The sequence below is a fragment of the Arthrobacter sp. NtRootA1 genome (assembly GCF_019976975.1).
GTDB lineage: Bacteria > Actinomycetota > Actinomycetes > Actinomycetales > Micrococcaceae > Arthrobacter > Arthrobacter aromaticivorans.
Genome location: NZ_AP024630.1, coordinates 4,123,225 through 4,135,405 on the forward strand (window position 1 = coordinate 4,123,225; position 12,181 = coordinate 4,135,405).

Genomic DNA, 12,181 nt, shown 5'->3' on the forward strand with positions numbered 1-12,181 from the left:
TCCTTCTTCTTCTCAGTCCTCCCAACTAAGTAGCAGCTGTGCGCGTTTTGAGGGCTCAAAACGCGCTTAAGTGCGACCTAGTTGGGTAAGGGGGCTTAGTTGGTGCGGACGCGGGGACGGTTGGGGGAAATCGTGCTGTAATCAGCGGTCTTGAAATGCTGTGGGGCGAAGGGGCTGACACGGACAACATCGCCGATCACTATGACCGCGGGATTGGCCACGCCGACGGCCTCAGCCTGGTCCGCGATGGTTCCCAACGTGCCGATAGTGACGCGCTGGTCCGGCAAATACCCGTTCTCAACGATACCCACTGGAGTGTCCAAAGGCAGACCCGAGCCAGCAAGGGCAGCCGCGGAATCGCGCAATTGCGCCACTCCCATGAGCAACACCACAGTGTGATCCGGCCGAGCCGGCACTTCGGAAAGCTCTTCGTGACCGGTGGCGACGCTGAAACCCTTGGCCAAGCCGCGATGCGTAACGGGAATACCTGCAGCGGCAGGAACCGAAATGGCCGACGTCACACCGGACACCACTTCAACCTCGACGCCGTTCTGCCGGCAGAACTCTGCTTCCTCGCCACCGCGGCCCAGGACATAGGGGTCGCCGCCTTTGAGGCGGACCACGCGGTTGCCCTTGAGGGCTTCGTCAACGAGGATGCGGTTGATCTCAAGCTGCGGCACGGGATGGTGGCCCGGCGTCTTGCCGACCTCGATCACCCGGACATCCGGAGCCAGTTCCTTGAGCAGCTCACGCGGGCCAAGACGGTCAGCAACCACGACGTCGGCCTGGCCCAGCAAGCGTCGACCCCGGACTGTGATGAGTCCCGAGTCGCCAGGGCCGCCGCCAACGAGCGCAACAGAGCCAGCGGGCGTCGTGCCGGATGCGTCCGGTTTGCGGTGACGGCGCAGGGGCAGGTCCCCCGCTTCCAGGGCAGTGGCAACAGCATTGCGAAGGGCCATGGCACGGCGCGGGTCTCCCCCGGCGTTGATGGCGATCTTGACGTCATCCACCACGGCCACTGCGGGCGTCCAGGCAGCTGAGGATTCGTGGTCAGAGGCGTTGACGCACCAGATGCGCTGCGCTTCGGCGTCGTCTGCTACCTGGGTGTCCACAGCGGCAGTGCCCGTGGCGGTCTGAACGAACCAGACGCCGTCGAGGTCTGACGTGCGGTACTCGCGCGGCTCCCAGGTGAGAAGTCCGGCATCGGCGAGTCCGCGGAGGTTTTCGGAGGCAACGGGAGCGACCACGGTGACTTTCGCACCGGCGTCGAGCAGTCCCTTGGCACGGCGCTCCGCGACCGGTCCGCCGCCCACAACCAGCACCGGGCGGCCGAGCAGCCGAAGCGCCGTGGGGTAAATGTCCTGTATTGCCATGAAAAAACTGTAGGGCGGCGCCGTAACATGCTTCAAAGGCTCGGAAACACCCGGTAACGCTGGGTAATCCAGCGTCACATACGATTCATCCCTTGTTTCCTTGGGCAAACGTCAGGAAACGCGTGCCGCAAAAAACGCGTGCCGCAAAAAACCCAAGCCTCTAAAAAACAGACCAGCCCGTGCGCGTCGTGAATTCGTCCAAGGCTGCCACACCTGCCACCGAGTTCCCGGACCGCCCAAGGCCCGGGCTCCAGACACTGATGGCGCATTTGTTGGGGACCACCGCGACGATTCCGCCCCCGACACCGCTCTTTCCCGGGAGACCGACGCGATATGCGAATTCACCGGCGGCGTCGTAAGTCCCGCAAGTGAGCATGACGGCATTGATCCGCTTGGTCTGGGCTGGGGACAGCAACCGCGTGCCGTCCGCTCCTACGCCGTTCGCGGCCAGGAACCGGGTTGCGAGCGCGAGGTCTTCACACGTCATGGCCAGGGCGCACTGCTCCACATAGGACTCGAGGACGGCTTCCACGGGGTTCTCCAGGTTGCCGCAGCTGGCCAGGAAGTGGGCAAGGGAGGCATTGCGGTGGCTGTTGCGGAGTTCTGACGCCGCCACATAGTGGTCCGCGGCCACAGTAGAGTTGCCGGTTTCGCGGCGCATCAGGTCGCGGACAGCCAGGGCTGCGCTTCCCGTGACGCTGAGGAGCCGGTCGCTGACGACGATCGCGCCGGCGTTGATGAAGGGGTTCCGGGGAATCCCGTCCTCGCTCTCCAACTGAATCAACGAGTTGAATGGGTTGCCCGAAGGTTCACGGAAGACGCGCTTCCAGATGCCATCGCCGTCGAAGGCCAACACCAAGGCGAGCGCGAACACCTTGGAAATGCTTTGGATGGAGAAGGGCACGTGCGCGTCCCCTGAGGAGTAGACGTCACCGTCCCGGGTTGCGATGGAGATGCCGAACTGGTGGGGGTCTACGGCTCCCAGCTGCGGAATGTAGTCGGCAACGTTGCCTTGCCCGACGTGCGGCTGTACTGCCCCGACGATGTCGTCGAGGAGATTCTGGATGTCCAAGGTTCTAGCTCCTGGCCTCTGCGTAGGTCCACAGTCTTATCTGGAGGTGGGCAAGCAATCGTTCGTCCGCTGACTGCAGGTCCAGGCCGGCCTCTTCGCAAGCACGTCGGAGCCGGTAGTGAACGGTGTTGCGGTGGATGGCCAGTTCCTCCGCGCAGCGGTTCACGTCGCCAAAGAATTCGAGGTACGTGAGCAGTGTCAAAGCGAACTCCGGGTATCGGTCGCAGAGCTTCGCTATGCCTTGGTGCCGTAGCCCTTTCCGGGTTTCCAGCAGATCCAGCAACTCGTTGGTGAGGACCGTGGTTTCGACATCCCGGTAGGACGCAACACGGATCGACGGAGTGCTCTGCAGCACTTTGAGGACGCTGCGGACGTGGTCGAGCGTGGCATACAGGGCGTCCAGCCGCGGAACAATCGGGCCCACGGCTGCTTGGACCTGGAAGTGCAGGTGCGTGGTGGCGTCCCGCACGATCGTGTTGACCAGCCGGTTGATCGCGGGCAGGGACTTCACCGGGTCCAGGTCCGGCAGGATGATCGCTGTTTCCGTGCCCAGGGCTCCCACCACTGCTCCCGGACGGTAAGCCGCCGCGTGGATGGATGCGAGATTGGAGAGCTCACCCCTTCGGAGCTGTTGCCCCGGGGCGCTCTGGTCCAGCCCGCCCGCCGAAATCAGCACCAAGGCAGCAGGTTTGGAGGGGTCGATGCCCGCCGACTGGGCCTGCGAGTGAACTTGTGCCGTACCGCTGAGCAGGCTGGACACCCGGTCTTCGCGCATCGATTGGGATTGTTGGTTCCTGTGGCGCACCAGTTCAATCGCGGCGTGCCGGGCAGCACCGATCATCAGCCTGTCAGTGTTCGGCGCCAACGGCTCGGCACCTTCCTGCAGCCAGATGTAGCCCATCACCCGGCTTCCCGCGTGGATGCCAATCGCCACGCGTTCCCGAAGGCCGGCATCAGGGTTGGCCTCCACATGGACGGGTTCCTCGGTTGCCTGAAGATGCTTGTAGACGCCCGATTCCTTAAGGAGTTTCTGGTACCGCTCCGGTCCGCGCCGCGCAAGGATGGACAGGCGACGCAGCTCATCAACATCGTTGGATGCCGGCGAGTAGGCGAGGACCCTGTTTCCTGGATCCTCGATAACTACGTGGCCATTGGTCAGGGTTGCGGTTGTTTGGGCGATGGCGAACAAGTCCCTGTGCACCGTGGTGGGGTTCCCCCCGGATACACCGCGTTCCCGGATACGGTCCACGGCGACGCTTTCGAACTTGTCCCAGCGAAGGCCCGGGGCTACGGCCACCAATCCGATACCGGTGGATTGCAGCAGTTCAGCCACGGCTTCGAGTTCACGTTCGTTGCCCTTGACTGCCACCGCGGTGGGCCGGCCGCTGATGATCCGGCGGATTGCCGGCAGCGCCACACGTCCACGGGCGCCGATGAGCATCACCAAGGACCCAGGACGGGTGGCATCCTCATCTTCTGCATCCACAATGACGGTTTCACGAACCGTCATGTTGTCCGTGTCCGGAGCAAGCAACAACCGTGCGTTGTCCACGCCCAGGTCTTCAAGTACGTCGCTCAGCAAGGTGACGACGCCGTCGTCGTCAATGTCCAGGGCCTTCAACGAAGCTATCGCTTCCTCTCGTATTCAATTCGGGTCAACCGGACGTCCTTCGCCATTGAAGAAGTCCTGCCCATGCTCCTGCGCAATCGCGCACAGCCAGAAACATTACCGGGCCTTCAGGACACCAGTGTTGTCCAGCTGGCACAAGAGCCGGGCCCTGAATTTGGTTCGCCAGCCAATTTGCGGGATTCGCCTGAGATCTAGAGTTATTGACTGTCCCCAACGCCACAAACGCTGTGCATCGCGCCAGCGCACACAGCACGTCTGTGCCATTTGGGACTGTTGAGCTGCCGACGGCGGCGCCGGAGTCAAAGGAGACCCCCAAGTGATACCCACGTCAGTTTCAGCGCATTCTGCTGCGCCCGACCGGTCCGACGAGGCCGGCCCCCTGCTTGTTGCCCAGGAGCCAGGCCAGGATTTCTCAACGGAAGAATCGGGCTACCGGAAGACCCTCAAGCCCCGCCAGATCCAAATGATCGCCATAGGCGGCGCGATCGGTACGGGGCTGTTCATGGGAGCCGGCGGCCGCCTCAATGGTTCAGGCCCGGCCTTGGTCCTGGTCTACGCCGTGTGCGGATTCTTTGCTTTCCTCATCCTGCGCGCATTGGGTGAGCTTGTTCTCTACCGCCCGGCCTCAGGCTCGTTCGTTTCCTATGCCCGTGAGTTTTACGGCGAGAAAATGGCCTACACGGCCGGTTGGTTGTACTTCCTGAACTGGGCCATGACCTCAATCGTGGATGTGACCGCTGTGGCCCTGTACGTGAAGTTTTGGGGCCAGTTCTGGCAACCCATTAACGACGTCCCCCAGTGGCTCATTGCCCTGATCGCACTTGTGGTGGTGCTGGCATTGAACCTGTTGTCCGTGAAGATCTTCGGCGAGATGGAGTTCTGGTTCGCCCTCATCAAGGTGGGCGCGTTGGTGGCTTTCCTCGTCGTCGGAATCTGCTTCATTGTCCTTGGTGGCCGGACGGATGTGGGCGTTCCCGGCCTGAACGTCATTGCCGATAACGGCGGCCTTTTCCCTACGGGTGCGGTGGCCCCGCTCCTGGCGATCAGCGGCGTCGTCTTCGCGTACGCAGCTGTTGAGCTGGTGGGCACCGCCGCCGGCGAAACCGCCAACCCGCACAAGGTCATGCCCAAAGCCGTCAACACGGTGGTCCTCCGTATCGGCATTTTCTACGTCGGCTCCGTCCTGTTGCTTTCGCTTCTGCTGCCCTTCACGTCCTACAAGTCCGGTGAATCGCCGTTCGTGACCTTTTTCTCGCACCTTGGCGATCCCCAGGCCGGCGCGATCTCGGCCTCCGTGATGAACTTCGTGGTTCTGACCGCCGCCCTCTCAAGCCTCAACGCAGGCTTGTACTCCACCGGCCGGATCCTGCGTTCCATGGCAATCAAGGGCTCAGCTCCCCGCTTTACCGCCCGCATCAGCGCTTCCGGTGTCCCTTACGGCGGCATCCTTCTGACTGCCGTCATCACCTTGATGGGCGTGGGCCTGAATGCCATCGTTCCGTCGCAGGTCTTTGAAATCGTGCTCGAGGTCTCCGCGCTGGGCATCATCGGCGGTTGGGCCACCATCATGCTCTGCCACATCAAGTTGCAGGCTTGGGTGCGCAGCGGCAAAGTAGCCAGGCCCGCATTCCGACTCTTCGGCGCCCCTTTTACTTCCTATCTCACCCTCGGATTCCTGGCCTTTGTCCTGGTCACCATGGGCTTCTCGGAGACGGGCCGATGGGTGCTCGCTTCCCTGCTGGTACTGGCGCCGCTGCTGGTGGCCGGCTGGTATGCCCACCGTGGCCGAATCCGTAATGAGCAGTCCGCTTTGAACCCGCCCTCAGTTTGAAAGAGAAAACACGTCACATGAGCACCCTCTCCCCCCTTCCAAAAATTGGCACGCCCAGCCGCGCCTGGAGGTCGCGCGCCGATGCTTGGGAGTTCCTGGGATATGCCATCAAGCAGCTGGACTTGGACCGTCAGTCCGGATCGTCCGACTCGGGTTTGCACTCCCAGATCAGCCGGACTTTTGCCCTCTTGGACGCCGTGGAGCCCTACTGGGCAGAACCGGGCGTTGCCGCTGTGGCACAGTTGCGCCAATTAGTCGACGACGGCGACCCCCACGCCGCGCTCGAGCTTCTGGCCGGTTTGGCGCACCTTCCATTGGCTTCCGGAGCCGAGCAAGGTTCAGTTTCCGGGCTTGTCCAGGAGTCGCTGGAGGACGAGGCTGCACAAGCCGAGCAGGCTGAACGTCCGCGCTTCGAGGTTCTGGTGGTGGACAACATCACGCCCCAGGAAGCGGAGGCGCTGAAGAACAACATGGCAGCCCAGCGGCGCCCATCGGATGCTTTCACCTACGAAATCAATGTGGTTCCCAGCTACGAAGACGCGCTGGTCGCCGTCCTGCTTAATCCAGATATCCAGGCCGTGATCCTTCGCCCGGGCTTTTCCGTTCGCAGCTCCCAGCTGCTGGGCAGCGACCTCCGCCGGTTCCTGGCTGGGCACACTCCCGAAGGCCTCCAGGCCTTGCGGCCCGTCAAACGGATCCTGGGTCTGGCCGAGGAGATATCCGGTCTCAGGCCCGAGTTGGATGTCTATCTGGTGGCGGGCGTCTCCATCGAGTCCCTGGCCGGATCACTGACCAGGAAATTCCGCAGGATTTTCCGCAGGCAGGATCACCTGGACCTGCACTTGTCACTATTGTCCGGGGTTGCAGAACGATACGACGCTCCGTTCTTCACTGCCCTGCAGGATTACAGCCGCCGGCCTGCAAGCGTCTTCCACGCGCTGCCCATTTCGCGTGGTGGATCCGTAGGGAACTCCCCTTGGATCCGGGACATGGCCGATTTTTACGGGACCAACCTACTGTTGGCAGAGACTTCGGCAACGTCCGGCGGCCTCGATTCCCTGCTTGACCCGCACGGATCCATCAAGCAGGCGCAGGACCTTGCCGCGCGGGCCTTCGGAGCGCAGAGAACATACTTCGTTACCAATGGCACGTCCACGGCCAACAAGATCGTTCATCAGTCACTGTTGGCACCTGGTGACGTGGTGCTGGTTGACCGGAACTGCCACAAGTCCCACCACTACGCCTTCGTGCTCGCCGGGGCCCGCGTTTCATATCTGGATGCCTACCCCTTGGACAAATACGCCTTCTATGGCGCTGTGCCCTTGGCGAGTTTGAAGCGCAGGCTGCTTGAGTACCGGCGGGCCGGACGGCTGCACGAAGTCAAAATGGTGACGCTGACCAACTGCACCTTTGATGGAATCGTTTACGACGTCGAGCGTGTCATGGAGGAATGCCTGGCCATCAAACCCGACCTGGTTTTCCTCTGGGATGAGGCATGGTTTGCTTTCGCCCGCTCCCACCCCATCTACCGGCGTCGAACGGCAATGGCTTCAGCAGCCGCACTGGAAGCCTCCTTCAGCAGCCCTGCCTACGCGGCCCGGTACGCCGAGCAAGCAGCGGCCCTGCATGACCCCGTAACCGGTGAACCCCTTGATGACGAGGCATGGCTGAACAGGCGGCTGATTCCCAACCCTGCCAAGGCGCGCATCAGGGTTTACGCTACCCAGTCAACACATAAGACCCTGACGTCCTTGCGCCAAGGTTCGATGATCCATGTGTACGACCAAGACTTCATGGCGTCCAACCAGGAGTCCTTCCGCGAGGCGTACATGACCCACACCTCCACCTCACCCAACTACCAAATCCTGGCTTCCCTGGACATTGGCCGGCGACAGGTGGAGTTGGAGGGTTTTGGTTTGGTCCAGAAGCAGTCCGACCTCGCCGTCTCGGTGGCACAAGCAGTCGCACGGCATCCCCTGCTGAAGAAATACTTCCGGGTGTTGACCTCACGGGACCTTATCGAGCCCCAATACCGCGAAACCCGCGCCGCCATGCCGCTGCGGGAGGGATTGGCGGAACTTGAGGACGCTTGGCAGCGCGATGAGTTCGTTATTGATCCCAGCCGCCTCACGCTGGACATCAGCAGGACAGGAATCGACGGCGACACGTTCCGCCACAGCTACCTCATGGACGATCACGGAATCCAAGTGAACAAGACGTCCCGGAACACTGTGTTGTTCATGACCAACATCGGTACCTCGCGAAGTTCCGTGGCGTACTTGATCGAGGTCCTGGTCAAACTCGCCGAGGGATTCGAAAACCCCCATCCCTCGTCGCGACCGCGGACAGTGCCCGTGCTTTCGCCTGCATCTCCGCAGGCCGGAGGATCAGCGGTGATTGCGCAGACACCACCGCTCCCGGACTTCAGCACGTTCGCTGCGCGGTTCCGTGTGGACGATGCCTGCGAAGACGGCGACATCCGCGCGGCCTACTTCGAAAGCTACAAGCCCGAATCCACGGCCTACTTGTCCGCCGAGGAATTGGCCCTTGCAGTTCGGGCCGGGCAGGAAGTCATTTCCGCTGGCTTCGTCACGCCGTACCCGCCCGGCTTCCCCATCCTCGTCCCAGGCCAGGTCATCACGCGGCAAACTTTGGAGTTCATGGCTGCTTTGGACACCCGCGAGATCCATGGCTTCGATCACGAACGTGGCTACCGGGTCTTCGTGGATGGGTCTGCGGTTTCGGGGTCCGGCTCCTCGGAAGCTGGTGTTACGGAGACTGCCGTTGAAGCGGCGGGCATCGGGCGGTTGCCCGCTGCTTCGTAGGGCGTAACTCAGGCGTTTTGTCGGGACTCAGGTGTTTGGCGGACCCAACCAAAAGCAGGTGCGATGTACTTCGCGACGTTCCCCAGGAGCTTCGCGTTGTACTCCACCCCCAGTTGGTTGGGCACCGTCAGCAGGACGGTATCGGCAGCTTGGACGGCTGCATCGGCTGCGAGTTCTTCCGCCAAGGCGTCCGGCTCTCCGATGTAGCTCTTCCCGAAACGGGACAACGCGCCGTCGAGAATTCCTACCTGGTCCTGCCGGTCCGCTTGGGCGCGCAGGCCGAAGTAGCGGTTGTCCACCTCATCGACGATCGGCAGGATGCTGCGGCTGACTGAAACGCGCGGCTCGAAATCGTGACCCGCGGCTGCCCAGGCTTCGCGGAACATCTGGATCTGCTCGGCCTGCAGTTGGTCGAACGGGACACCCGTGTCTTCGGTCAGGAGGGTTGAACTCATCAGGTTCATGCCCTGCTCAGCGGCCCAAACTGCAGTCTTGCGGGTGCCGGCACCCCACCAGATCCTCTGTGGAAGGCCTGGGGAGAGCGGTTGGATGGGCAGAAGTCCGGTGGCTCCGCCCGCATAGTGGGGATCGGCCTGGGCCACACCGTGCCCGGCAATGGCCTTGCGGAAGAGCGCCGTGTGACGCCGCGCCATGTCCCCGGTGTCCTCGCCTTCATCCGGGACGTAGCCGAAGTTGGCGGCACCATTCAGGGCAGGCTCGGGTGAACCGCGGCTCACGCCGAGCTGAAGCCGGCCGTCGCTGATCAGATCCGTTGCGGCAGCTTCCTCCGCCATGTAAAGCGGGTTCTCGTAGCGCATGTCGATCACGCCGGTGCCCATCTCGATCCTGCTGGTCCTTGCCGCGATCGCGGCGAGCAGCGGGAACGGGGACGCTTGCTGCCGGGCAAAGTGGTGCACACGGAAGAACGCTCCATCGATCCCCAGTTCCTCTGCGGCCACGGCCAGTTCGATGCCCTGCTTGATTGCTTCGCCGGCCGACGGCACCAGCGAGCCAGGGACGCGTGCCCAATGGCCGAAGGAAAGGAAGCCGATCCGTTTGTTGTGCATGTCCGGGACAACTCTTGAGGCGGCCCAGGAATTCCTCGCGAAGAAACTTATCCAGCGCGTCGGTAGTGCATGGCGACCGCGCCGTTGCTGAGCGGCTGCGCCGAGATCAGCTCAAGTCGCCGGGTACTGGGCAGTCCGCCTTGGTACAGGGTTGGGCCGTGCCCCGCGATCATGGGGTGGACGAGGAATTTGTACTCGTCGATCAGGTCCAGCCGGTCCAGCGCTGTGGCGAGTTTGCCGCTGCCGAGAAGCACTCCGCGGGGAGTCCGATCTTTGAGCTCCTGCACCGCCGTGCGCAGGTCACCGACGACGTGGTGGCTGTTTGTCCACGGGAACTCGCTCCGCGTCGCCGAGACGACGTACTTCGGCTTGGTCTCCAACTTGAGCGCCCACTCGCGCATCGCCGGCGGGGCATCGACGTCGCCGCGGGCCACCGCTGGCCAAGCGCTCTCCATCATCTCGTAGGTGGTGCGCCCCCAGAGCATCGCGCCGCTCTCGTCCAAGAGACGGGTGAAGTGGGCGTGCGTTTCGTCGTCCGCGATGCCCTCCCGGTGGTCCACACAACCGTCCAAGGTGAAGTTGATGCTGAACGTTAGAAGGCCCATGCGCCGATTCTAGGCCCCCAAAAGCAACGCGGGGTCAGTTACGGCCCATGTTTGGCTTCAACATCGGCCGTATCTGACCCCGCGTTGCTTTAAGAACTAATCCCTAGCGGCTGCTCCCCGCCAGCAAACCACGACGCTGGAGGAGGCGCTTCTCAATCGGGCCGAAGACGAGGAGCTCGATCAGGATGCCCACGGCCAGGATCAACAGGATCGCAGACATGACCACGGCCATGTCTGACAACGCACGTCCTTGGTCAAGCAGGGAGCCCAGGCCGAAGCCAATAGTGCCACCCACGGCGATGATTTCCGCGGCCATCAACGAGCGCCAGGAGAAAGCCCACCCCTGCTTCAGCCCGCCGATGTATCCGGGAAGTGCTGCAGGAAGGACGATCTGCAGGGCCATTTGCAGCCGGTTCGCACCCAGGACGGTGCCCACGCTGCGGTACTGCGGTGGGATCTGGTCAACACCGGAGATCAGGCCATTGATGATCGAGGGAATGGCACCCATGAGGACTACGAAGTACACGGTGCCGTCGGTCAGGCCGAACCAGATGATCGCTGCAGGAACCCAAGCCACGGACGGCAACACCTGGAGCCCGGAAATCAGTGGCCCAAACGCGCGGCGGAGAGGAGCAACCTGCGCCAACAACAAGCCCACAGGCGTAGCGACCACAACCGAAATCAGGAAGCCGACCAAGCCACGCTGAAGGGATGTCCATACCGATTCCTGGACCTTGCCTTCGCCCCAGAGCGTCACGAGTTGGTTCAGCACATCAAGGGGCCCGGGTACCTGGTCACGGCGCTTGAGGCCAAGGGAAACGTAGAACTGCCAGACGAGGACGAGTACAACCAACGCTGCGATCGGTAGCAGCACGCGCTTCCAATCGATGCCTGCTTTGCGTGCGGCGTCGGACTGGAGGTTGTCCAGGCCCGCTTCGAGGTCGCGGAGTTCGGAAGGGTTGCCCTTCAAGGACGGCGACGTAATGTGCTCGCTGGATTCGCTCACGGGAAGGGTCCGCTCTTGGGTGGTGGGGTTACTTGGCATGGCGGCGGATCTCCTCGCGTAGCCGGCGGGTAATGACTCCGGTCAGCTCCCCAGCGCGACCAGCATCCGTTCGGTGTTCCTCTGTGACATCCCATTCGGCCACAACACGACCCGGACGCGAGGACAACAGCAGCACCCGCTGGCCCAAGCGGACAGCCTCACGAACGTTGTGCGTCACAAACACGATGGTGCGGCCGGTTTCCTTCCAGATCCGCTCGAGTTCGTCGTGAAGGAGGTCGCGGGTAATCGCATCAAGTGCCGCGAAAGGCTCGTCCATCAACAGCAGCTGCCGGTCCTGCGCCAGCGACCGTGCCAAAGCAACACGCTGCCGCATGCCACCGGATAGTTCGTGCGGACGCTTGTCGCCAGCACCGCCGAGGTGGACTAGCTCCAGCAGTTCCGTTGCCCGTGCGCGGCGGCTGGCCTTGGTGCTGGACTTGTCAGCCAGCTGAAGTGCGAGCTCGATGTTGCCTCGCGCCGTCAACCATGGGAACAGTGCCGAGTCCTGGAACATGAAAGCCGCGCCGTCGCTGGGCACCTCAAGAGCGCCCGACGTCGGATGCTCAAGTCCCGCCATGATGTTCAGCAGTGTGGACTTGCCGCAGCCGGACGCACCGAGGAGGGCGACGAACTCGCCCTTCGCGATGGTGGCGTTGACGTCGTCCAGCACCGGGGCGCCGTCGCCGAAGCGCTTGCCCAGGTTCTCGAGTACGACTGGCATGGTCCCGTCCTT

The 12,181-nt window shown here is 62.7% G+C and carries 9 protein-coding genes; 2 read left to right on the plus strand and 7 right to left on the minus strand.

The genetic code is table 11. The features are described from left to right. Positions 1-95 precede the first annotated feature (95 nt). The 3 genes from cobA to LDN90_RS18780 all read right to left on the minus strand — a co-directional run bounded on the left by cobA (position 96) and on the right by LDN90_RS18780 (position 4,066). Entirely contained in the window at positions 96-1,373 is a 1,278-nt protein-coding gene (gene cobA / locus LDN90_RS18770; protein ID WP_223946642.1) for a uroporphyrinogen-III C-methyltransferase, read from the minus strand. A 160-nt stretch (positions 1,374-1,533) separates the two neighbouring features. Next, positions 1,534-2,445: a glutaminase gene (locus LDN90_RS18775; RefSeq protein WP_216927365.1), complete on the minus strand. Its 912-nt coding sequence runs from the start codon at positions 2,443-2,445 to the stop codon at positions 1,534-1,536. 4 nt (positions 2,446-2,449) lie between these two features. Continuing rightward, positions 2,450-4,066 (minus strand): helix-turn-helix domain-containing protein, encoded by a 1,617-nt coding sequence (locus LDN90_RS18780; RefSeq protein WP_223946643.1) that lies wholly within the window; start codon positions 4,064-4,066, stop codon positions 2,450-2,452. 388 nt (positions 4,067-4,454) lie between these two features. Here LDN90_RS18780 and LDN90_RS18785 point away from each other — a divergent pair, with 388 nt between their 5' ends. Both LDN90_RS18785 and LDN90_RS18790 read left to right on the plus strand, forming a co-directional pair. Continuing rightward, positions 4,455-5,906 (plus strand): amino acid permease, encoded by a 1,452-nt coding sequence (locus tag LDN90_RS18785; protein WP_223949331.1) that lies wholly within the window; start codon positions 4,455-4,457, stop codon positions 5,904-5,906. A gap of 17 nt (positions 5,907-5,923) precedes the next feature. Then, positions 5,924-8,731, plus strand: a complete 2,808-nt coding sequence (locus LDN90_RS18790) for an aminotransferase class I/II-fold pyridoxal phosphate-dependent enzyme (RefSeq protein ID WP_223946644.1) — start codon at positions 5,924-5,926, stop codon at positions 8,729-8,731. A gap of 8 nt (positions 8,732-8,739) precedes the next feature. Here LDN90_RS18790 and LDN90_RS18795 read toward each other — a convergent pair whose 3' ends face one another. From LDN90_RS18795 to LDN90_RS18810, 4 genes are all read right to left on the minus strand, one after another. Continuing rightward, positions 8,740-9,798 (minus strand): LLM class flavin-dependent oxidoreductase, encoded by a 1,059-nt coding sequence (locus LDN90_RS18795; RefSeq protein ID WP_223946645.1) that lies wholly within the window; start codon positions 9,796-9,798, stop codon positions 8,740-8,742. Positions 9,799-9,845: 47 nt separating this feature from the next. Beyond that, positions 9,846-10,403, minus strand: coding sequence for a dihydrofolate reductase family protein (locus LDN90_RS18800; RefSeq protein WP_223946646.1), 558 nt, complete (start codon positions 10,401-10,403; stop codon positions 9,846-9,848). A 103-nt stretch (positions 10,404-10,506) separates the two neighbouring features. Then, the gene (locus LDN90_RS18805; protein WP_223946647.1) at positions 10,507-11,448 is read right to left on the minus strand and encodes an ABC transporter permease; all 942 of its coding nucleotides are present in this window, start codon (positions 11,446-11,448) and stop codon (positions 10,507-10,509) included. Then, on the minus strand, positions 11,438-12,169 hold the full coding sequence (locus LDN90_RS18810) for an ABC transporter ATP-binding protein (RefSeq protein ID WP_216927376.1): 732 nt from the start codon (positions 12,167-12,169) through the stop codon (positions 11,438-11,440). The genes LDN90_RS18805 and LDN90_RS18810 overlap by 11 nt, the downstream gene beginning before the upstream one ends. Positions 12,170-12,181: the final 12 nt, after the last annotated feature.

What these genes read in the sequence shown, in the direction of transcription:
- LDN90_RS18810 (WP_216927376.1), bottom strand. Translation starts at nt 12,169, where the DNA reads ATGCCAGTCGTACTCGAGAACCTGGGCAAGCGCTTCGGCGACGGCGCC.
- LDN90_RS18795 (WP_223946645.1), bottom strand. Translation starts at nt 9,798, where the DNA reads ATGCACAACAAACGGATCGGCTTCCTTTCCTTCGGCCATTGGGCACGC.
- LDN90_RS18805 (WP_223946647.1), bottom strand. Translation starts at nt 11,448, where the DNA reads ATGCCAAGTAACCCCACCACCCAAGAGCGGACCCTTCCCGTGAGCGAA.
- cobA (WP_223946642.1), bottom strand. Translation starts at nt 1,373, where the DNA reads ATGGCAATACAGGACATTTACCCCACGGCGCTTCGGCTGCTCGGCCGC.
- LDN90_RS18790 (WP_223946644.1), top strand. Translation starts at nt 5,924, where the DNA reads ATGAGCACCCTCTCCCCCCTTCCAAAAATTGGCACGCCCAGCCGCGCC.
- LDN90_RS18800 (WP_223946646.1), bottom strand. Translation starts at nt 10,403, where the DNA reads ATGGGCCTTCTAACGTTCAGCATCAACTTCACCTTGGACGGTTGTGTG.